The 20,992-nt window shown below is 42.6% G+C and carries 18 protein-coding genes; 5 read left to right on the forward strand and 13 right to left on the reverse strand.

Features of this window, described 5'->3' with window-relative positions; translation table 11 throughout:
• Positions 1 to 111: 111 nt before the first annotated feature.
• Entirely contained in the window at positions 112 to 1,632 is a 1,521-nt protein-coding gene (locus QFZ81_RS18890; protein WP_307604039.1) for a carboxypeptidase M32, read from the reverse strand.
• 142 nt (positions 1,633 to 1,774) lie between these two features.
• On the opposite strand from QFZ81_RS18890, the gene QFZ81_RS18895 reads away from it, so the two are divergent.
• Positions 1,775 to 2,101 carry an iron-sulfur cluster biosynthesis family protein gene (locus QFZ81_RS18895; RefSeq protein WP_307442074.1) on the forward strand — a complete coding sequence of 109 codons (327 nt, stop codon included), beginning with the start codon at positions 1,775 to 1,777 and terminating at the stop codon, positions 2,099 to 2,101.
• A gap of 51 nt (positions 2,102 to 2,152) precedes the next feature.
• The gene (locus QFZ81_RS18900) at positions 2,153 to 2,719 is read left to right on the forward strand and encodes a beta-class carbonic anhydrase (protein WP_307442072.1); all 567 of its coding nucleotides are present in this window, start codon (positions 2,153 to 2,155) and stop codon (positions 2,717 to 2,719) included.
• An 81-nt stretch (positions 2,720 to 2,800) separates the two neighbouring features.
• On the opposite strand, the gene QFZ81_RS18905 is transcribed toward QFZ81_RS18900, so the two are convergent.
• From QFZ81_RS18905 to QFZ81_RS18940, 8 genes are all read right to left on the reverse strand, one after another.
• A complete protein-coding gene (locus QFZ81_RS18905) occupies positions 2,801 to 4,915 on the reverse strand; it encodes a hypothetical protein (RefSeq protein WP_307604041.1) in 2,115 nt (704 codons plus the stop codon).
• Positions 4,916 to 5,020: 105 nt separating this feature from the next.
• Positions 5,021 to 6,199 carry an ABC transporter permease gene (locus QFZ81_RS18910; RefSeq protein WP_307604043.1) on the reverse strand — a complete coding sequence of 393 codons (1,179 nt, stop codon included), beginning with the start codon at positions 6,197 to 6,199 and terminating at the stop codon, positions 5,021 to 5,023.
• Entirely contained in the window at positions 6,196 to 6,912 is a 717-nt protein-coding gene (locus tag QFZ81_RS18915) for an ABC transporter ATP-binding protein (protein ID WP_216625563.1), read from the reverse strand. Before QFZ81_RS18915 ends, QFZ81_RS18910 begins: the two co-directional genes overlap by 4 nt.
• 27 nt (positions 6,913 to 6,939) lie before the next feature.
• A complete protein-coding gene (locus QFZ81_RS18920) occupies positions 6,940 to 8,688 on the reverse strand; it encodes an efflux RND transporter periplasmic adaptor subunit (protein ID WP_307442069.1) in 1,749 nt (582 codons plus the stop codon).
• Between the two features lie 125 nt (positions 8,689 to 8,813).
• A complete protein-coding gene (locus QFZ81_RS18925) occupies positions 8,814 to 9,422 on the reverse strand; it encodes a hypothetical protein (RefSeq protein WP_307604046.1) in 609 nt (202 codons plus the stop codon).
• Between the two features lie 101 nt (positions 9,423 to 9,523).
• Positions 9,524 to 10,978 carry a sensor histidine kinase gene (locus tag QFZ81_RS18930; protein WP_307442067.1) on the reverse strand — a complete coding sequence of 485 codons (1,455 nt, stop codon included), beginning with the start codon at positions 10,976 to 10,978 and terminating at the stop codon, positions 9,524 to 9,526.
• Positions 10,971 to 11,699, reverse strand: coding sequence for a response regulator transcription factor (locus QFZ81_RS18935; protein ID WP_307604048.1), 729 nt, complete (start codon positions 11,697 to 11,699; stop codon positions 10,971 to 10,973). Before QFZ81_RS18935 ends, QFZ81_RS18930 begins: the two co-directional genes overlap by 8 nt.
• Positions 11,696 to 12,229, reverse strand: a complete 534-nt coding sequence (locus QFZ81_RS18940) for a DUF309 domain-containing protein (protein ID WP_307604050.1) — start codon at positions 12,227 to 12,229, stop codon at positions 11,696 to 11,698. Before QFZ81_RS18940 ends, QFZ81_RS18935 begins: the two co-directional genes overlap by 4 nt.
• A 180-nt stretch (positions 12,230 to 12,409) precedes the next feature.
• Between QFZ81_RS18940 and QFZ81_RS18945 the strand changes: the two genes are divergently transcribed.
• Positions 12,410 to 14,332 carry a glycosyl hydrolase family 18 protein gene (locus QFZ81_RS18945; protein WP_307604052.1) on the forward strand — a complete coding sequence of 641 codons (1,923 nt, stop codon included), beginning with the start codon at positions 12,410 to 12,412 and terminating at the stop codon, positions 14,330 to 14,332.
• Between the two features lie 90 nt (positions 14,333 to 14,422).
• Here QFZ81_RS18945 and QFZ81_RS18950 read toward each other — a convergent pair whose 3' ends face one another.
• Positions 14,423 to 14,638 (reverse strand): hypothetical protein, encoded by a 216-nt coding sequence (locus QFZ81_RS18950; protein WP_029193210.1) that lies wholly within the window; start codon positions 14,636 to 14,638, stop codon positions 14,423 to 14,425.
• A 323-nt stretch (positions 14,639 to 14,961) separates the two neighbouring features.
• Here QFZ81_RS18950 and QFZ81_RS18955 point away from each other — a divergent pair, with 323 nt between their 5' ends.
• Entirely contained in the window at positions 14,962 to 15,120 is a 159-nt protein-coding gene (locus tag QFZ81_RS18955) for a DUF1540 domain-containing protein (protein ID WP_307442060.1), read from the forward strand.
• Between the two features lie 306 nt (positions 15,121 to 15,426).
• On the opposite strand, the gene QFZ81_RS18960 is transcribed toward QFZ81_RS18955, so the two are convergent.
• On the reverse strand, positions 15,427 to 16,728 hold the full coding sequence (locus tag QFZ81_RS18960) for a thioredoxin domain-containing protein (protein ID WP_307604054.1): 1,302 nt from the start codon (positions 16,726 to 16,728) through the stop codon (positions 15,427 to 15,429).
• A 400-nt stretch (positions 16,729 to 17,128) separates the two neighbouring features.
• Here QFZ81_RS18960 and QFZ81_RS18965 point away from each other — a divergent pair, with 400 nt between their 5' ends.
• Positions 17,129 to 19,057 carry an AAA family ATPase gene (locus tag QFZ81_RS18965; RefSeq protein WP_307604056.1) on the forward strand — a complete coding sequence of 643 codons (1,929 nt, stop codon included), beginning with the start codon at positions 17,129 to 17,131 and terminating at the stop codon, positions 19,055 to 19,057.
• Positions 19,058 to 19,361: 304 nt separating this feature from the next.
• Here QFZ81_RS18965 and QFZ81_RS18970 read toward each other — a convergent pair whose 3' ends face one another.
• Positions 19,362 to 20,354 carry a DGQHR domain-containing protein gene (locus QFZ81_RS18970; RefSeq protein ID WP_307604058.1) on the reverse strand — a complete coding sequence of 331 codons (993 nt, stop codon included), beginning with the start codon at positions 20,352 to 20,354 and terminating at the stop codon, positions 19,362 to 19,364.
• Positions 20,355 to 20,391: 37 nt separating this feature from the next.
• Positions 20,392 to 20,874 (reverse strand): DUF6042 family protein, encoded by a 483-nt coding sequence (locus QFZ81_RS18975; RefSeq protein WP_307604059.1) that lies wholly within the window; start codon positions 20,872 to 20,874, stop codon positions 20,392 to 20,394.
• Positions 20,875 to 20,992: the final 118 nt, after the last annotated feature.

The raw sequence follows: 20,992 nt of genomic DNA on the forward strand, positions 1-20,992 counted from the left end.
AATTACCTGCAAATTGTGCAGCTATTTTAGACTCAAAGGGGGCAAATAGACCATATAAAAAAACAGCACCCTAAGGCAATATTCCTGCCTCAAGATGCTGCTTTAGATCAATTAAATACCGTAAACCGTTTGGTACTTCTCTTCCAAGTATTGAACCAGGTACTCGGGATTCAACTCTTCACCCGTCACTTCGCGAATGATTTCATTCGGTGTCAAAAGCTTACCATGTTGGTACACTTTGTCCGTTAGCCATTCCTTGATCGGCACCAGATTGCCTTCTGCAATCAAGCTATCGAAATTCGGAAGCTCTTTGCGAAGGGTATGCGTGAATTGCGCCGCGTACATATTACCGAGTGCATAGGACGGGAAATAACCAAATGCACCGCCAGACCAGTGCACATCCTGCAGTACACCCTCGCCGTCATTCGCAGGAACCACACCCAAATACTCTTCGTATTTGGCATTCCAAGCTTTAGGCAGATCAGCTACGGCAATTGTACCGTTGAATAACCCTTTTTCCAGCTCATAGCGAATCATAATATGTAAGTTGTAAGTTAATTCATCGGCTTCAATACGGATTAATGAAGGCTCTATATGGTTTATGGCGCGATAGAAGGAATCCACATCCACATCATCAATTTGTCCGCTAAATGTCGTTTGCAGCTCGCTATAGTAGCGATCCCAGAACGCTTTACTGCGGCCGATTACATTTTCCCAGAAGCGGGATTGTGACTCGTGGATCCCCATCGATGTGCCTGTGCACAGATTTGTACCAACTAAGTCTTTTGAAATGTTTTGCTCATACAGTGCATGTCCACCCTCATGAATCGTTCCGAACAAAGCAGATGTGATGTCATTTGGCAAATAGCGTGTTGTGATCCGAACATCACCTGGATTCAGCGCTGTCGCGAAAGGATGCACCGTTTCATCTAGTCGGCCCGCTTCAAAGTCATACTGCATTTGCTTCAAAATGGAAAGTGAGAACTTCTTCTGCTTGCTAATTTCAAATTGTTGATCCAAAAAGGATCGATTAGGCTGATTGGCTGAAGCTTGAATACGTTGAAGTAAGGGAACCGCTTTTTCACGCAGCGCACCGAATACTTCATCTAGTTTCTCAACTGTCATCCCAGGTTCATACATATCTAGCAAGGTGTTGTATTTATTGCCTTCGTAGCCCCACAGCTCGATAAAATCTTGAGTTGTAGCTACGATTTTCTCCAAATATGGTTGGAACGAATCCCAATCGGAGTTATGCTTTGCATCTTCCCATGCGGATTCCGCTTGAGAGGTAAGGACGACATAGGCCTGATATTTCTCGGCCGGTATTTTTTTACTGCGATCATATTCTTTTTTGCATTCTACGACCATTTTTTTGGAAATGGCATCTAGCTTCTCCAGTTCGGAAGGCTGCATGAAAAAGTCCAAATAACTTCCCATCTCATCGGATGTAGACATACGGAAAACTTCGGTAGATAGCTCTCCAACGACTTCAGAACGAGTTTCTATTCCTTTTTTTGGAGCCCCGGTACGCATATCCCAATAAATTAAGGCGATGGCCTCCTCGTACTGCTTCATTTTGCGGACATAGGCCTTGAAAGATTCCAGCTTTGCTGGGGCTGCTTGCACACTCATGCTCTAATCTCCTCCCAAAAGTTTCTTATTTTATCATACTTCGTCCCCTACTCAGAATCAAATTTATGCTGGGGTATGATAGAATAATAATAAGCTTAGGCAAGAAACCTATTTGTGCAAACATTTGAAGGAGATGACTTTTGTGAAAATCACGTTTACCGATACAGCAATTCATAGATTGACACCATTTACTTCTGACCAGAATGAAGCTATCTTAAAGCTAGTTTTTGATACAGAAGACTGCGGCTGCTCCGTTAACGGAGTACCTACCCTTTGGTTAGTTTCCCAAGCAAATAATGATGATCTTACCGCTGAAACTGATACTTTCAAGCTCATTTATAAAGCCAAGGATGAGATCTTTTTTGAAGAAAACATGAAAATCGACTACCATGAAGGACATAAATCCTATATACTTAAGAGTAATAATCAAATTTATAATGCGGGTATGAGCTTAGTCGACAAAAGATAAAGCTGCTAAAAATAGAGACAAGCAGCACATCAACTTACCTGGAGGGAAACCATGTCTTTGATTAGCGAAATTTTGCACTATAATAAGGAATTCGTAGAAACGATGCAGTATCAAGAGTTTTTGACTACGAAATTTCCAGACAAACGGATGGTCGTTCTTACCTGTATGGATACGCGGCTGGTCGAACTGCTGCCCAAAGCCATGAATCTCCAAAATGGTGACGCCAAAATCATTAAAAATGCGGGAGCGATTGTCTCTCATCCTTTCGGAAGTGTTATGCGGAGTATTATCGTCGCTGTCTACCAGTTAGAAGCGGATGAAATATTCGTCATCGGGCATTATGATTGTGGGATGACCGGACTGAATTCCGCCGATGTCATCGCCAATGCGAAAAAACGCGGTATTTCGGATGACGTTATAGAGACACTCGGCCACTCCGGCATCGACTTGTCCCGTTGGTTGACGGGGTTCAAACATGTACAGGAAGGGATTGAGAAAAGCGTTAACATCATACGAAACCATCCCTTACTTCCTAAGAATCTACCTGTTCACGGTCTCATTATTGATCCGGAAACAGGCCGTCTCGACTTGATCTCGGATGGATATAAAATGGATTGATCCTAATTTCCTAAAACAATAAAAAGGTGCCTACCCCTTATTACGGGTAAGCACCTTTTTATTTTTCATCTAAGCTTTACGCTACATTTTCAGCGTTTTGACTAAACGTTTGGCGTCACCATTCGGTGTTGCAACTACTTCGTACAGATTTATGCTTATATCAGAACTCAATTGTTCCGATTTGATCGTGCCGAAATCAATAAATTGAACGCCGGACATAATCTTCTGCTGCCCTGTAAAACTCATCGACTTCGAGCTAAGCAAGCGCCCTTCTGAGTCAACAACCTCGAAATCAAGTGTTGAGAAGTTTGCATCCGTAATGACCTGATCTTGCCTATTGACATCCAGATCCACACGCAAGCGATACCCATAGGAAGAATCTTTATTATACGTGGCACTCACAGAATAATCCTTCAAGTCGATGCTGAATGGATACAAGGATACAGCGCCTGTACTTGGTATGGGTTGAATAGCCGTTTTGTAGGAACCCACTGCCAAGCGGTTAGCATCGTAAACGTTAAGTGCAAGCTGATCAGCTTTCTCACTAGCAGGCAATAGGTAAGAATAACTCAATACATAGCTTGTGTTCGGTGCAATGGTCTTCGCGACCGCCGACTGCCGGACACCTGAATAGGTGTAGCCTTCAGCGCTGGTCAGATCCGTTTGGAAGTCCGGAATCGTTAATGATGAGGTTCCTTTATTCGTCAGCTTATACTTGGCAACAACCGTTTTGAAGCCGAAGTCAGAGTTCTCGCTCATCCCGAACTCAACAAGGGAGAGATCGATATTGGAGTCAATGAGATTACTTGCTGATAGCTTAAACGGAGTGCCGATCGTATACGCTTGCGCAGCGGCATAAGATGAAACTTCTCCGCCATCTCCAGCTCCGGCAAGTGTCGTAACCGATACTGGCAGGGTTGACGCTTGTTTGCTGCTTGTATCTGTAGTGCCAGTCGCATTGCTTGGTTGTGTCGTCGTAGCAGCGGCCTCCTGTTTCTCAAGTACGACCAACTGCAGGGCATCTGTGTTCAGTCCCGCAGGCAAAATGCCGGAGAAACGGAATGTCGTTGACTCATTCGGTGATAAATAAGACGTGCGAACTGCATTATCACTAGAGCTCACGGCCACACTGCCACGAAGGGCTTGGAACTCTGCCGATAAAGTGGGTATGGTCACAATTCCATCGCTTTGATTCGTTAAGGTCACGTTGGCTTGCAAATGCAGTCCGTCCGATTGCTTACTTGCCGCTGCCCATGAAGTTGAGATCGCTAGGCCGTTAACATCCAAGTTTGGGTACTCCGTCTTGTCACCGATTTTGCCAATTGAAAAAGACTTCGCAACATTCAGTGAACCCAAAACGGTTGTCTTCACCTTACCTTTTGGAGAGAATAGCAATGCCAAATCTTTGGTCTCAAGTGCTGCTGGAACCGCTGCTTGTAATGTGGCTTTAACAGGCTGTTGAGGAAGCAAGGATTGCCCTTCCACTTTGGCAAACTGGGCACTGTATGTCAGCCCTTTACTATCCTGGAAATTGTATTCAAGCCCATCTGGCAGCTTAAGAGTTGTACTACTTAGATTTTCAAGAAGCAAGTCGGTATACACCATCCATGCACCGTCTTTATAAACTTTATAGCTATTGCCTAATTGGGCCGTTACTAACGCATCATCAGCAAGTGTAGAGTCCAATTCCTGCAAATTAAGAACCGCTTGTTGAAGCACGGATTGACCCGACTCCGCCAAAGCAGCCTCTACGGACAAAGCACCAATATCTTCCATCGCGTTATAGTTCCATTCGAAAATATCGACCTTTAACTGGGACGGAGTCAAATCCGCAGGAATTTCAGAAGTAAATTTGAACGTGCCGGTTTCTCCCGCTTTCACACGCGCTGTTACTTTCTCACTCAGCTTCGCCGTGTAAGACACGCCGTTCGTGTCTATAACTTTGACTCCATAGTTATTGAAATCAACCGGAGAGCTGCTGTTATTGTTCAGGCCTAATGAGAAGCGAAGTGAGCCATCCTCAGCCCCCGCAGACAGGGTAACTTTGTCCAATGTAAAGTAGACGGAATCACTGAGAAATACGCCTTCCTTCCCAGCAAAAGCCGATGTTGCAAAGGGGAATGTTAGGAAGCTTGCTGCGGTTAGCATTAAAGCCGAACGACTGAGCAAGCGTTTCATCTTTCGTTGTTGGTTCACAGGTAGTCCTCCTTAGAGTTTTCGTAGAAAACTTACTTCGTAAGCATCTACTGAGTTTTGCTTTAGCAAAACTGGCATCGTAAGCATAGTCTTGAATCTCTCAAATCAATCAGATCGCAACGCATCAATTGGTCTTAATTTAGACGCTTTATTCGCTGGATACAAGCCGAAAATAACACCGACAAGCACCGAAAATAAAAAGGCATACAAACTAATATCAAACGACAAACTGGTTGTTTGCTTCGGGCTAAAATAAGGCAGCGCATAGGATAATCCGATGCCAAGCGCAAGTCCGATTAATCCGCCCATACCACTGATGACGACAGCTTCGACGAGAAATTGCAGCAAAATATTTCTGCGTTTGGCGCCAATCGATTTGCGGATCCCGATTTCACGCGTTCGTTCACTCACCGTAACCAACATAATATTCATGATTCCGATGCCACCGACGAGTAAAGAGATTAGCGCAACAGCCACTAACTGATTCGTAAGTGTATTCGTTGCTTCAGTCCGTGCTTTAAGCAGCTCATCCTGATTCGTTAAGACGAAGCCTGTATCGCTTTTGAATTTGTACGTCAAATACTGCTTCATTGTATCTTGAGCGGTATAAATATCATCCTTCGTTGGCGCTTCAACGTAAGTAGTACGAATTTGTCCCAGCTTGAATTGCCGTCTCGCTGTTTCCAGAGGCACAATCACTGCACTATCGACGGAAGCTCCGCCAATATTGGAGCCCTTCTCTTTCAGAGTTCCAATCACATTGAACACGACACCGTCGATATTGATATCTTCACCTACTGGGTTTAACTGACCAAAGAACGTTTTAGCGACTTCACTACCTAATATGGCGACATTTGAGCGAAACTCTAGATCAGCTGGTGCGAGATTCCGCCCCTTGTCAATATTTGCTTTGATAATGTTAAAATAGCGATCGTTCGTTCCAATAACGTTGTATTTCTCCTGCGTACGATCATACTTAACGTTGGATCCATTCTTCGTCATCGTTGGCGCAATCGACTGGAACTCCGGAAAATTCTCGAAATTCATCAGCTCATCATAATTCAATTGCGTTGCACGTCCGTTCCCGGTCGCGGTGACAACAAGCAGATTCGTCCCCATGTTCTCGTATTGCTTGGCGATTTGCTCTGAAGTGCCTTGACCTATCGATACCAAGGTTACGACTGAGCTCACTCCAATAATGACGCCTAGCATAGTCAAAAATGTTCGCAGCGGACTCGATATGATCGTACGAAGCGACATTCGAATGAGTTCACTTAGCTTCATACGCTCACCTCATGCTGTGCGCTCATCTGAATGTTATTCCGGTAGTCATCAATAATAACGCCATCCTTAAGGGAAACGACACGTTTGGCATTGTCGGCAATGTGATGATCATGCGTTATCAATACGATGGTATTACCTTGCGCATTCAACTGCAGGATTAACTCCAACACTTCTTCGCCTGTTCTGGAGTCCAGCGCACCGGTTGGTTCATCCGCTAAGATGAGCGAAGGTGATATCGCAAGCGCCCGCGCGATGGCCACACGCTGCTGCTGGCCGCCTGATAGTTCACTCGGCTTATGATGACCACGCTCTCCCATCCCGAGCATCTTCAACATGTTGTTAGCCCGCTCCCGCCGTTCCTTCCTTGGTATGCCAGCATAGATCATCGGTAGCTCTACATTTTCCATAGCTGACAAACGAGGCAATAAATTAAATTGTTGGAAAATGAAGCCGATCTTCTGGTTTCGCAGTTCAGCAAGGGCATTATCACCCATATTCTCGGTCACAACGCCATCCAGCGTATAACTGCCAGTCGTAGGCACATCCAATAATCCAATCGTGTTCATGAGTGTCGATTTCCCTGATCCACTCGGTCCGATAATGGCGACAAAATCACCCTCGGCAACGGAAAGCGATATGCTGCGCAGAACATGAAGATCTTCTTCCCCGCGTTTATATGTTTTGGTAATCTCTTTCAGTTCAATGATATTCATACCGCAATAACTCCTTTCCCGGCCGTATTATCTGGTACCGCCACCGCCGTTAGTCCGAGTAGCTCCCGTATTGCCCCCAGCACCACCGTTACCGCCTGCACCTGCTCCACCAGCTCCGCCTTGGAATCCAGCACCACCTGCACCGCCACCAAATCCACCAGCGCCTCCAGCGCCACCGTTTTGCTGGAACTGCTGTCTCAAACGATTAATTTCATCCTGGCTTAAATTCTGCTGTCTCTTCACGACAGGCAGAACAACTTTATCGCCTTCTTTAAGACCTTCGGTGATTTCGATTTGCGTTTTGGAGCGAATTCCAATTTTAACCTCGTGTTCATTATCAACCGTACCATCGGCTTTCTTCAAAGAAACGACACGCTTCCCTTTTTGCGATTGCAGCGCTTCTGGCGGTAAATAAATCACGTCTTTTTTATCTTGAATTAAAATTTCGCCAGTTGCCGTCATCCCATATTTCAACATGTTGTCTTTATTTTCAGCGGCTAGGACAACATCATAGAAGGTTACGCCATTCGTTGTCGTTCCCACCGAAGAGATTTGCGTCACTTCAGCCGGGAATATGCGTCCAGGGTAAGAATCAACCTTGATTTCAGCTTTCATCCCTGTCTTAATATTGGGTAAATCCAGCTCATCCACTTGCACGGGCAGCTGCATTTTCGCTAGGCTAGCAACAGCTCCGAACTGCGTGCCACTGGTTACCTTACTGCCGACCCTGAAATTACTCAAAATATCATTTTTCTTATTCACAAAGTCGGTTGAAAATACGCCGTCAAAGGGAGCAACGATTTTGAGCGAATCCACCTGCTCTTTAGCCGAGTCTACCTTAAGCTTCTGCCGTTCAAGAGCAGACTGTTTCGTCAGAATATCATCGTCTATTGTATCATTCGCGAAGGTTGCGATCGTATCTCCTTGATGTACCATGTTCCCAGTTTTGAATGGCAATTTGGATATATTCCCCGTCGTTCCAGCCAAAATCGTCGTCACCTTCAGATACTCCAAGGCCCCCTTGCCTTGTGAATCGATGGTTCGCCCACCGATAGTAACCGAACCCGATACATTCGTTCCTGCATCCATGGAGTTGTCATTCGGGACAGAAACTTCGATGTCGATCAGTTTACCGCCTTTTCCATCCGATTTTGGATCTTTGGAGATACTTTGAATCGATCCTGTTTTTGTAATCATAAATCCATCTAACGTAATATCCACCGGATCTCCCTTATGAAGCTGAGAAGCATCTTCCACAAAGAATGGAAGTGTTACGGTTAATGTACTTAAATCACCAATCGTGGCAATTTTGGTCGATTTATTGATTGTCGACCCTAAATCGATGTTATTCGCGTATGTAAGTTTACCAGAAATAGGTGCTTTAACACCCATTAATCCTTGCTGCTGCTGTAAGGAATTCAAATCTTTCTCAAGTTGTTCATAAGTCAGCTGGGCATCTTGCAAGTCGCTTTCCAAGCTTGTACTCGTTAGTTCAATTAGCACATCTCCAGCTTTAACCGCTTGGTTTCGTGTTAAATTAATGGATTTAATATTCGCATTTTCTGTGGATGAAATCGTTTGTGTATCCTTGGGCTCGAACTGTGCCGTGCCAGAGACGGAGAAGCGGATATTCCCTTTTTTGGCATCGACCGTCACCTCTTTAACAGCAGCAGCCTTTGCTTTCTTCCCTTTCCCACCGAAGTAAGCATACGAACCACCTGCACAAACGCTTACTGCAACAATCACAATGAACCACTTACTGCGATACCATTTCATGAAGTGACTTCCCCCTTAGAGTTTTCGCCAGATAACTGGCTTCGAAATCATATGCTTAACTTTTTTGCTCAACCAAAACTTGCAGCGTAAGCCTTGATTGTTCCTTCATCACTTGCTACTTAAATTTAGTCATGTTTGGACGTAAGCAGCTCCATTAACTGCTGTTCTACACTGATTCCCATACTTCTTTGGTCAAAAAGCTGAAATTCACCGTTTCCACGGTCCGTCATGCCTGCTTCAACCTGGCGCTCCGCCTTTCTTTTTTGAATAAACGCATTGACTCGCTTTTCCCGTTCTTCTGAGGACAGCTCTTCACCCAGATTGTCCATCCGCGCCGCAATACGCTTCTTCATTTGTTTGGATTGTTCATCCAGAAATGTTCGCTGCGGAAGCGTTAAGCCATTGATTACTTGTTTTTGCTCGGACTCGGTAATGCTTCCTTCATCCATACTTTTGCGAACAAAGGGCAGAATAGCCTCAGCCTGCTTGGCCGTTATGGTTAGGGAGTCAAGCCGATCCATTCGAATTAATCCCTGAAACAACATAACGAGCTGCATCTCTCTAAGATTTTGGACATCTTCAGCGGGGGGTTCTTCCTGCGGAGTTGTCCCAGATGATGGCGTAGGCGATGCCAATGCCGAAGTGCTGTCAAGCAATGGCATATGCCCACTGCAACCACTTAGCAGGAAGGAAATGAGCGTTAAACACAGCACCATTTTCCGTGTGTATTTCACCTTACATACACCTCCAAAACAAAAAATCCTGTCCAACAGCAACAGGATACGAAATAATCATGAATTAAGTTTGCTTTAGATGTAAAAAAATTGTGAAAGATCTACGTAATACGAGGAAAAGTAACACGAAATTCGGTCCCTTCGCTCACTCGACTGCGAACATGTATCGTTCCATTCATGCCAGTAACCAAATGCTTCACAATCGTAAGTCCAAGACCTGTTCCTGTCTTAACGTCGGACCGCGAAGTTCTAGCTTCATCTGCTTTATAGAAACGATCCCAGATGCGTTCTAACTCGGCATCAGTCATCCCTTCCCCTGTGTCACGAACATACATATGAACCTCGCGCTCCTGCTCTTCGAGAGCTACCGTTAGCGTTCCGCCCTTTGGTGTGAATTTCAACGAATTATAGATTAAATTCTGTACAATTTGGGCAAATCGATCAGGGTCTAATTGAACCTGGGAGGGCATCTTATCCGGCTCAGGAAGAATGAGGTGAAAGTTTATTTCCTTCGCTGCTATCGGTGCCTTCAGCAGTTCCAAGGATTCTTCAAGTGTTTCTGCGATAGATACAGGCCTAAGTCGGAACACATCGACCCCGTTTTGAATCTGCGCCAAATCTAATAGATCGGTCACAAGACGCTGCAGCCGCTGAACTTCCTGATCACAGATATGCAGGTAATGCGAATATTTCTCTTCAGGAATGACCTTATCATTCATTGCCACAATAAAACCGCGAAGTGTAGTTAACGGAGAACGCAGCTCATGGGATACATTCGTCAAAAACTCCTGTCTTGTTCCTTCCCATTCCTCCAGCTGTTCGACCATGAAGTTGAAGCTAGCAGCAAGCTGCCCTACCTCATCCTGTGAGGTGACCGGAACCCGTGTCGTGAAATCACCATGCGCGAGCTCAAGTGCGGCTCGATTCATCTGTTGAAGCGGACCTGCGAGTTTGCGAGAAATGAAAAACAGAATGAACCCAACAGCTACCAGTGAAAATAATAGGGGGACCAGAATGTTAACGCGAACTGCGGAAATGGCTTCACTTATATCACCAGCCGGAAAATGAAGAATGATGACCATAGGTTGTCCGTTTAGTTGATACGGGGCGTGATACGTAAACAGATTTACATTTCGTCCATCAGGTGTTGGTAAGCCAACCATTCCATAGCCGGTATGACCGTGAAGACCATCGATAAAGAGCGTATCCATCTGTTTAGGAATAGCTCTCCCTTCACTATCCGAGGAGCCATTCAGAATATTCCCCTTGTCGTCAACAAGCCAAACTTGTCCATTAATGCTTCTAGCTAAAATACGTACCGTATATTTCAGCTCTCGGGTTGAGATCGTTCCATCCTGTAAAGAATTCATTAAGCGAGTAACTTCAACATTACGCTTCTCCATCAGTTCGATCTTATCTTTATAAAATAAATCCGTAAAATAGTAATTCCAGAACAGGAAAAGACCAGCAAAAAAAAGCACGCAAGTCGCAAGAAAAGACAGGAAAATTTTCAGATATAAGCTGTTGCTCTTTCCCGTCAACCAACGTTTAAACATGCTGAACCACCTCAAAGGAGTAGCCAATTCCCCACAGGGTCTGGATGCACCACATCTCATGCTGTCCTAGTTTTTTACGCAAGTTTTTCACATGGGCATCCACTGTGCGCGTACCGCCTGTAAAATCAAAATTCCACACATAACCGAGAAGATCCTCTCGTGTAAATACACGGCTTGGATGGCTGGTCAGGAAATACAACAGCTCAATCTCCTTCGGCGTAAGCTCAACCCGTTTTCCACCGACTGTGACCCGATACTGCTCAAGATCGATAACTATATTGCCGATCTCCAGCCATTTGCGGGATGAATTCTGGGTTTGAGACAGTTCCATAGGCACTTGAATCGTGCGGCGCAGCACGGCCTTAATACGGGCAATGAGCTCATTCGGATCGAAAGGCTTGACCAAATAATCGTCAACCCCCAGATTAAACCCTCTCAGCTTATCGATGGACTCCCCTTTTGCCGTGAGGAAAATGATTGGCGTTTGATGAAAGGGGGCCTCCATTTTGCGTATTTGCTCACATAGCTCGTAGCCGGATATATCAGGCAGCATGATATCTAGTAGGACCAAGTTTGGTTTCTCATTTATAATCGTACGAAGCACTTCCTGCCCTCGCGGCAATATAATCGCCTCATAGTTTGAGTGCTCCAAATACAGTCTGACGACTTCAGCAATATTCGGCTCGTCATCTACAACTAGAACTTTGCCATCCGAACTCATCTAACGCCACCCTTTTCCTTACGGATCTGTTGCTGCCTTGCTCTTTCATTGATTACCTCTGAACGATCTCTCCGCGTATGTTTTTGGATGAGCAGCTCATCTTCCATCAGGCTTGGCTTCTGCCATATCAGCCCTCTTCTGTCGCACTCTTTTAAGCAGAATTCTATAAGTTCCGGGTCAGTAATAGGCAAATTAATATCCTCATAAAGAAATTCATCTTTCTCAATAGAAGACCAAACCTGGTTAAGAAGCTCTTGAAGCTTCTCGGGGTTTAGCCCCAAAGAAAGGACATGAGGAGCTTCCGCATTCCTTCCCGCGCTTTGCAGCATTTTCACAGCACCATTGCGATTACCTCTGCGAATATGATACATACCTACAGCAATTTGAATAAGAGCCACATAGGTTCTGCTGCGTGTATCCCCAAGATGCTCCTTCCAGAACTCCTCCATCACTTCATGGCATTCAAAATAATCTCGCTGTGCATGGAAATAAAGTAAATAATCGATATATGCCCCCGGATACGGCTTCATGATTGCTTCCCCTCACCTTGTTGTGATCACGGTAATGTCTAATTACTTCTCATGTTACTCGAAAGTTGTGCCATCGTCCAACATCAATAAGGGACTACTAATTTTCATACATTTTCCATCGCAACCAAACTATCATATCCTACGTCCAATTAAGTAGTTTACTAGAAAGAGGCGTGATGGATGAAAATTGGGAAATGGATGCTCACAGGCACCCTATTATTATCAATGAGCGTACCAAATGCTGTTCAGGCAGCAGGTATAGTTCAATCAAGTTTGGACAAAACAACGAAATATCGCGTCTATCAATACAATCATGTACTCATGGAATTTGCGGCTTATGGGCAAGCAGAAGCATTTGCAAAAGGCTTTACGAATAGTCATGTCGAAGAAATTAGCACTCGTAAATGGCTATGGAACAATTTCCCTCGCTATCAAGTTTTTCAGTTGGATGTAACATTGCCTGAATGGCAATTTGCCTCATTGGACACAGCCATCGCTGAAGCAAAGAAATGGTCCAATGCAAGTGTTAGGGACCTGCAATCCACTGGTTGGGTGTGGAACAACTACCCTAATTTCCAGGTCTACCAAAATGAGATCACGCAGGATTCATGGAAGTTTCTAACACTGAACGAAGCCGTTGCCGAAGCGAAGAAATGGGGCGGCGCTCATATTATTGATTTAAACAGTAATAAGTGGATTTGGGACAATATTTCAAGCGAGGAAAAGCAAGCACTTCGCACTGGCGAGCTTATTTATAAGGTGTTTCAAGGTACATTTTCAGCAAATAATTGGGAATTTGCATCCTTAGAGGACGCTATTGACGAAGCTCTCAAATGGGGAAATTCTTCCGTCGTTAATAAAAATACGCAAAAAACCGTTTATAGCAATCTTAAAGTTTATAAAGTATTTCAGAATGATACGTTTTTGCAGGACTTTGCTTCCTTGAATGAAGCAGCAGACTACGCACGTCTATGGGGACACAGCTCCATCTTCATGGATGGCCGCAAAATTTGGAACAATTACGCCTCATATCAAGTGTTTCAGAATACAGCACTCATTGGGGAATTCAAGACGATTCCCGAAGCTTTAAGTTACAGTGTGCAATATAGTAATTCTTCTGTTCAAACGCTCGATCATCGCTTCCTATGGGATAATTTCAAAAAGCTGCAGGTATGGGGCTGGAACGGCATGGCCGGTGGTGATGCGATTAAAGCGCATCTGAATAATACGGTCGGACTTGATGTTGATTCTCCGAGCTATTTCGAGCTTGCGGATGCAGCAGGTAATTTGAAGGATCAATCCAATGCCGATACCGTCAAATGGTTGCAAAAGAATGGATACACCGTTTATCCGCTAGTCAGCAACCAATTTAGCTCAACCTTGACGACTCAATTCCTTGCGGATAGCGCTGCCCAAGACAAATTCGTTAAAGCCTTGGTAGACCGCTCTGTCCAGCTTGGCGTTCCGGGCATTAATGTGGATTTCGAAAGCCTGGCTGGTTCGGATCGTAATGCTTTTACAGCCTTCATGACCAAATTGACCTCCTACGCTCACTTGAACAGCTTAGTTGTATCCATTGATCTGCCGCGTGGTAGTGTTAAATGGAACCATCTTTCTGCATTCGATCATGAGAAGCTGGGGAGTCTGGTAGATTACGTCGTCATCATGGCCTACGATCAATTCTGGCGTGGCAGTACATCTGCGGGGTCCGTTGCCGGGCTTCCTTGGACGGATGGCGGTATTCAAGAATTCCTTTCCTATGGCATTCCACGGGACAAAATCATTCTAGGTATCCCTTACTATGTGCGTGAATGGAAGCTGGATTCAGCCGGTGCCTTGCAAAGTAATCGAACCTTGTTGATGAAAGACATCCCAGCTTTATTGGCTTCCAAATCAACCAAACAAACTTGGGACAAGACCTTCGAACAATATCGGATCGAGTACCAAGAGGATGGGTTCACCTATATCTTCTGGTTGGAAGATGAGGCTACGGTCAAAGCTCGTCTGGACATGGCGAAAAAGTACGACATCGCTGGTGTCGCTGCATGGCGGCTTGGATATGATCAAGCGGACTTATGGAAATTGATTTTGCAGAATAAATGAATGAATACATAAAAAAATAGTCCAAAAAAAATTAGACAAAAAATTAGACCACAAACAGATTAAACCTGCTGTGGTCTTTTTTTATGCAGATCAGATAAGACCCCATTCGCTAAAAATGGTTTCAGTACCGCAGCCCGAACAATACTTGGCGTCCGGCTTGTTAACTTTGTAGCACCCTTTATGCAGCAAGGTTTTCTCTTTGGTACACTTATTCTTAAGCGGTGCTCCACAACGAATGCAGTAGTTATCTTCTTTATCCGCGACATATTTACACCTAACACATTGTTGCAGCTCATCCTTAGCCATAGGTTCAACCCCTTGAAGTTTGTAGCTACTCCATGTATATGTGGGTAATCATTGCTAAGGTGAATAATAAACCCTACCAGCTATGTATAAAAATAGGCCTCTTTCGACCACCCTAATTAAGGAGAGACTTTGTTCTCCGAACAAAGATTCCAAAAAGGAGAGACTTTGTTCTTCGAACAAAGATCCCAAAAAGGAGAGACTTTGTTCTTCGAACAAAGATCCCAAAAAGGAGAGACTTTGTTCTTCGAACAAAGATCCCAAAAAGGAGAGACTTTGTTCTTCGAACAAAGATCCCTATATTATGTATTGGAGGTGAAAGAGGCATGGCTAAAGATGTTCTTTGTGAAGTGAATTCCTGCAAATATTGGGCTAACGAAAACAAATGCAATGCGAGCTCGATTTATGTCGTGAGTCACCGCGGCAATGACCAAGCTCGTAATTCTGAGGAAACGGATTGTAAGACGTTTGAGTCTAAGATTTAGAGCGAAAGATTTAGTGCGTTAGAGTTAGAGCGTTAGAGCTAGAGCGTTAGAGCTAGAGCGTTAGAGCTAGAGCGTTAGAGCTAGAGCGTTAGAGCTAGTGCGTTAGAGTTAGAGCGTTAGAGCTAGAGCGTTAGAGCTAGAGCGTTAGAGCTAGAGCGTTAGAGCTAGAGCGTTAGAGCTAGAGCGTTAGAGCTAGAGCGTAAGAGTTAGAGTGAAAATCCAGAGCGTAAAAAGAGGCCCTGTCGGGGGCCTCTTCTCTTTTTTCCTTGCCCTTATTCTCATTGTAACCAATAATGATAATTATTATCAGTGTTTCGAGGAGAGATTTTCGAGCTCCTCGAGATCCTGCGTCGGCGCTTGGCAGGCGAAGTTCTGGCACACGTAGGCCGTAGCCTGCCCTCCAAGCGGCAGCTTGTCTTGTACCAGCGGAATGAGCTTGCGCACTTCTTCACCCGCCGCTCCAGGCGGATGAAGAATTAGCAGCGCATTTGGCAGGTACTGCCGCTGCACCGTGCGCAGCATGAGCTGCGTCTCTGGCTTCGCCGGATCGCCGGCGATGACGATTTCGCTGGCTTCGCCATACACGAAGTCGAGCGCGGCCAACGTGAGCGCGTGGCCCGGCGGGTAGGACGCGACAGCTCCGGCGAATGCCTGGAGCTGCTCATCTGCTGCCTGCGACAGCTTCGCGTCGTAGGTCAGTCTGGACAGCCGCAGCAGGTTCAGCGCGGCTGCAGCGTTGCCCGACGGCATTGCGCCGTCGTAGATCTCTTTGGGGCGGGTGAGCAGCTGCTCGGCGTCGCTGCCGTAGAAGAAGAGCCCGCCCTTCTCTTCGTCTCCGAAGAGACGAAGCATCTCTGCGTTCAGCTGGATCGCTTCACGGAGATAGCGAAGCTCGAACGTGGTCTCGTACAGCTCGATGAGGCCCCAAACGAGGAACGCGTAGTCGTCCACGTAGCCGAGGAAAGCCGCTTCGCCATCGCGATAGCGGGCGAGCAACCGCCCATCCTCGCGGCGCAGCTCGCGCAGGAGGAATTCCGCAGCTTTCGCAGCTGCCTCCGCGTAAGCTGGCTTATCCAAGGCGCGTGCTGCCTTGGATAGCGCAACAATCATCAGACCGTTCCACGCGGTCAGAATCTTATCATCCTTGCCCGGATGGATGCGCTGCTTGCGATGCTCGAACAGCTTGACGCGGGCAGCCTCGATGCGCTGCTTCAGCTCATCCAGTGGGATTTGCTTACGCTTCGCAAAAGATTCCATCGTCGTTCCAATTAAATTCGGGATATTTTGCCCCTCAAAATTGCCCGACTCCGTAATGTCGTACAGCTCGGAATATAGATCGCTTTCCTCAATCCCTAATATGTCCTCCACTTCATCCGGCGTCCAGACGTAGAACTTGCCTTCCTCCCCTTCCGAGTCGGCATCCTCCGCTGAATAGAAGGCTCCGCCCTCATCCGTCATATCCCGAAGAACGTAAGTAATGATCTGCTCAGCGACTTCTGCATACTTTGCTTTACCGGTCACCTGAAAAGCTTCTATGTATGTCATAATTAACAACGCATTGTCGTACAGCATCTTCTCAAAATGCGGCACTAACCATTTTTCATCCACCGAATAACGGGACCAACATTATCTTAGTAAGAACTTAAGTTATTAATTAATAAAACATTATAATAAAAGGATCATCTTAATTTTTGTCTTTTAATTATTAATTGAAAAAATTGATGAACAGGCAGATATACAAAGTTCTGCATATTCATGCACAATTCGATATTTTTACAAATATTCGACTTGAACTCCCTGCCGTTTCATTAAACCAAAATCATTTTCATTCGTATTTTTGACATGTATTTCATCAAGTGTTTAATAACTCTTGTAATTCCTCGATTTTTGAAATGGGAGACATTTATCCTATAAAATAAAATTTACAAAATTGATATCGAATATTATATTTTACGCTTCCATTATATGTTATTATTTTAATAGATTAATTAAAAAAGGGGAGCGAAAAATGATAAAATTAAAAAGGGTAACTTTAAATAAATACAAAAGCGTTCAAAAACCTCAGACCATAGACATTGATCCAGCGATTACAACAATTGTTGGGATGAATGAATCAGGAAAGACCTCATTCCTTACAGCTATGGCCAAAACTAATTATTTCATTTCGGACAATGACTTTAAATTTAACATTATAGATGATTATCCCAGAAACGAACTGATTGACTTCCAACATAGTGAAGAAGATTGTGACATTATCGAATGTGAATATGAAATATCACCCGATCTAATAATGTTAATCGAAGATGATATTGGAAAAGGAATTTTCAATACCAAGGAGTTTTCAATTACTCGTAAATATAAAAGTGAGTCAAACACCTTCGGTGGAATTAACGCCAATCAAAATGAATTTGTAAATCAAAAAATCAGTAATTTAATTATTTCAGATGAAACTAAAGCAGAAATTAAAAAAGTTGCATCTTTAAAGGATATTGCTGCATTAGTCCCTTCTGAAAGTGATGAGGACTTGGTGCCTTTCCAACATGAGATTAAAAAAATAATTGATGGGGCTTATACATCACCGAGTTGGGACAATCTTTTGGAATCATACATTGCAAAAACATGGATACATCCAAAAATGCCAAAATTTTGGTATTTCGACGACTACTATCCTCTTCCCGGAAAAATTAACATTAACAAGCTTCATAACGAATCGCCAAATACTGAAAAAGATAAAACTTCTAAAGCTCTATTTGAACTTGCAAGGATAAAACCAGAAGAAATAATTAACTCTGATGAACGAGAGTATGAGAAGTACATTGCTCTTTTAGAAGCATCCTCAAATAAAATTACAAATGAAATATTTAAATATTGGTCAACAAATAAAAATCTTGACATAGATTTTAAAATTCAAGACATAACAAATCCCCAAGGCGAACGAGAAAAATTTCTTGATATTAGAGTAAAGAGCCAGCGACATAAAATTTCGCTACCGTTAGACCGTCGTAGCAAAGGATTTAATTGGTTCTTCTCATTCATTATTTGGTTTAGTAAAATACAGGCAGATAAAAATTCAGATTATATTTTATTACTTGACGAGCCAGGGTTAAACCTCCATGCCTCTGCACAAGCAGACTTACTGAATTTCATTGAAGACCTTTCAGATAAGTATCAAATTATTTATACAACTCATTCTCCATTCATGGTTAATTCAGTAAATTTAAATAGAGTGCGAACCTGCTTAGAGACAGTTGAAGGAACGAAAATTTCGGACACAATACAAGAAAAAGACCCAAACACCCTATTTCCCCTACAAGCAGCATTAGGCTATGATATTGCTCAAAATCTTTTTGTATCAAAAAATAACTTACTTGTTGAAGGACCGGCGGACTTAATTTATCTAACAGTCCTTTCTAATATTCTTGAAATTGAAAAAAGAACTTTTTTAAACGAAAACATTACTATAGTTCCTGTTGGAGGTCTAGATAAGGTTACAACATTCATTTCTTTACTTCGTGGTTCAAAGTTAAATGTTGTTTGCTTACTTGACACATTTACAGACCAAAAAGGTAAAAAGAAAGTGGATGATCTCATCCATCATAAAATCATTAAAGAGAAAAACATTCGGTTCTTTGACGAATTTACTAACAATGGAAAAACGACAGCAGATATTGAAGATATGTTTGATAAGAATGAATATTTGAAGCTTTTCAATGCAGGCTTTGAGAATGACTTTACAGAAATTAAAGTTACTGATCTTGACAATTCTTTAGATACAATTATAAAACAAATTAATAAAATAATTGCTCAAAATAGATTTAATCATTACAGACCAGCGAATAAACTAAACCAATTAGGAGTGGATAAATCTTTCTTTTCTGAAAAAACATTGAGTAACTTTGAAAAAATGTTCTTTGAAATTAATGAATTGTTTAAATAAATTTACTCAATTTTCAAAGAAACTTCCACCAAACATTATTTTATTTTCCACCTTGAGAATATTAAAAATTTTAGTTTTACGAGTTTTTTATAGAATAAATACTCATTTATCATTCATTTAGAATTTTGATATCAAATGGTTAATTGCTAAAGAATAATTGGTCTCACTTCCTAACTATTCTTTTAACCTCCCCATAAAGTACTTCCTTTCTCAATGTTGCAAATACATTTATTACTTCAAGTAAAATAGGCAATCTCAGTCGAGATTGCCTCTACCTCTTATATTTTTTAATTTACCTTTTCCATCAACTAATGAGTTCTTTTAGATCATTAGCAAGAGATTTAGAACCATTTAACCCTTTTATATATTTTAATGGGCCTTGGACTGACCAATCAATACCACTTAGCTTTTTTACCCCTCTATTAATCCCCGCATAATCGAATTGTTTTTTACCCTCCGTGGTGCATTTTGCTAATATTGTAGAACCAGTGATGGATAAAGCATCAAGACATACGATGTGTGTAATACGGTAATCGCTATAATCAAGCCATTGATGTGGGAACATTTCCTTTAATGCATTGTAGTATGTTAGAGCCATATTCAATTTTTCTTCCTTCGAATAGGACAAAAGCAATGGATCTTTTATAAGTAAGTGCAGTGTTCTATATAAGTTTTGCAATGTAATATGACGACCCTTATTTCTTAACCCTACAATACTGCCGATATTATAAAAGGGACTTTCAGAATTCACCAATAATTCAGTTGCAATCCAACTAATATCATCGGAATCCCTCCTAAGAAATTTGCTTAATGAAGAACCAATTCCTCTTGCTTTGGTATTGATTGTATCAAATAATTGAATTTCTTCATCTTCGTCCAGGCAATGAAAGGCCAGAAATGGAACAATAATTTCAGAGTTAGTTTCTTGGATGTATCTTTTAATCCCTCCAAGACGATGTTGTCCGTCCATAAGGGAAGCTTTACCTTTACAAATCAATCTTCCGTATTGAGGTCTTTGCTTATCGTAAGAAGTAAATTCCCACAATGATCCTGCATTCAATAAAATAGGGGTAAACAGTGCATCTTGTCCTTTAGAAAGGTACACTGCGAAATCATTGCATCGTTTTGGATTGACTGGTCTTTGATAACCCTTTCCAGAAGGATCATTATATGGTTTAACAAAGGTTGCATTTAATGCAATTGTTGCTGAGACATTACTTTGATATGCTACTTTACCTCGCATTTTGCATTGAATTACATTTTCAATCACAATTGGACTTGGAAGTATATTATTCATAAGATGTATTCTCCTCTGTGATTTGGTACAAGGATTTTTAAATAAATTTCAATACATTTTCAATATTAGGAAAAGGTCGAATTATTAGGTCTAATTTCAGTTCATTTTCATTCTCTAACACTTCAATTACAAAACCTAAATCGATAAATAACTGAATGACATCTTGCATACTTCTTGGATAATAAAAACCGTTTTTTTCTAACCTATACCTTACGTTCACTTCTCGAGCATAATAAAGATTATACTCGCTCTTTTCATAAACTGAGTTAAATACGGGCTCAGCATCACGTAATTTCCAAAATACCTCTTTATCATTATTTCTAATTAAATAGTCGATAATCCGTTCTTTAGAGAATTCTAAAGCTATGCAGTTGCTAATTTGTGGAAGTGTTATTATGTTAACTAGTGGAAGGCATGATAACCAACCATAATCATAAAGACTTTGGGGCATAATACATTGGCCTTCTGGTATCATTTTTATTTGGGAAAGTAGTCTTACTGTTATTTCCCCATTATTCATACTTGGACATCACCCCAATTAACTTATTAGCATCTCAAAAACAATATACCACTTATAAGGTATATTTTCAATGTATACCACTTATAATGGGGTTTATTAACATTTAGTTCTTGCCTAC

Source organism: Paenibacillus sp. V4I9 (assembly GCF_030817295.1).
Taxonomy (GTDB): domain Bacteria; phylum Bacillota; class Bacilli; order Paenibacillales; family NBRC-103111; genus Paenibacillus_E.

Coding starts and splice junctions, on each gene's coding strand:
- QFZ81_RS18965 (WP_307604056.1), top strand. CDS start 17,129: ATGATAAAATTAAAAAGGGTAACTTTAAATAAATACAAAAGCGTTCAA.
- QFZ81_RS18890 (WP_307604039.1), bottom strand. CDS start 1,632: ATGAGTGTGCAAGCAGCCCCAGCAAAGCTGGAATCTTTCAAGGCCTAT.
- QFZ81_RS18955 (WP_307442060.1), top strand. CDS start 14,962: ATGGCTAAAGATGTTCTTTGTGAAGTGAATTCCTGCAAATATTGGGCT.
- QFZ81_RS18910 (WP_307604043.1), bottom strand. CDS start 6,199: ATGAAGCTAAGTGAACTCATTCGAATGTCGCTTCGTACGATCATATCG.
- QFZ81_RS18945 (WP_307604052.1), top strand. CDS start 12,410: ATGAAAATTGGGAAATGGATGCTCACAGGCACCCTATTATTATCAATG.
- QFZ81_RS18915 (WP_216625563.1), bottom strand. CDS start 6,912: ATGAATATCATTGAACTGAAAGAGATTACCAAAACATATAAACGCGGG.
- QFZ81_RS18920 (WP_307442069.1), bottom strand. CDS start 8,688: ATGAAATGGTATCGCAGTAAGTGGTTCATTGTGATTGTTGCAGTAAGC.
- QFZ81_RS18950 (WP_029193210.1), bottom strand. CDS start 14,638: ATGGCTAAGGATGAGCTGCAACAATGTGTTAGGTGTAAATATGTCGCG.
- QFZ81_RS18900 (WP_307442072.1), top strand. CDS start 2,153: ATGTCTTTGATTAGCGAAATTTTGCACTATAATAAGGAATTCGTAGAA.
- QFZ81_RS18970 (WP_307604058.1), bottom strand. CDS start 20,354: ATGAATAATATACTTCCAAGTCCAATTGTGATTGAAAATGTAATTCAA.
- QFZ81_RS18975 (WP_307604059.1), bottom strand. CDS start 20,874: ATGAATAATGGGGAAATAACAGTAAGACTACTTTCCCAAATAAAAATG.
- QFZ81_RS18940 (WP_307604050.1), bottom strand. CDS start 12,229: ATGAAGCCGTATCCGGGGGCATATATCGATTATTTACTTTATTTCCAT.
- QFZ81_RS18935 (WP_307604048.1), bottom strand. CDS start 11,699: ATGAGTTCGGATGGCAAAGTTCTAGTTGTAGATGACGAGCCGAATATT.
- QFZ81_RS18930 (WP_307442067.1), bottom strand. CDS start 10,978: ATGTTTAAACGTTGGTTGACGGGAAAGAGCAACAGCTTATATCTGAAA.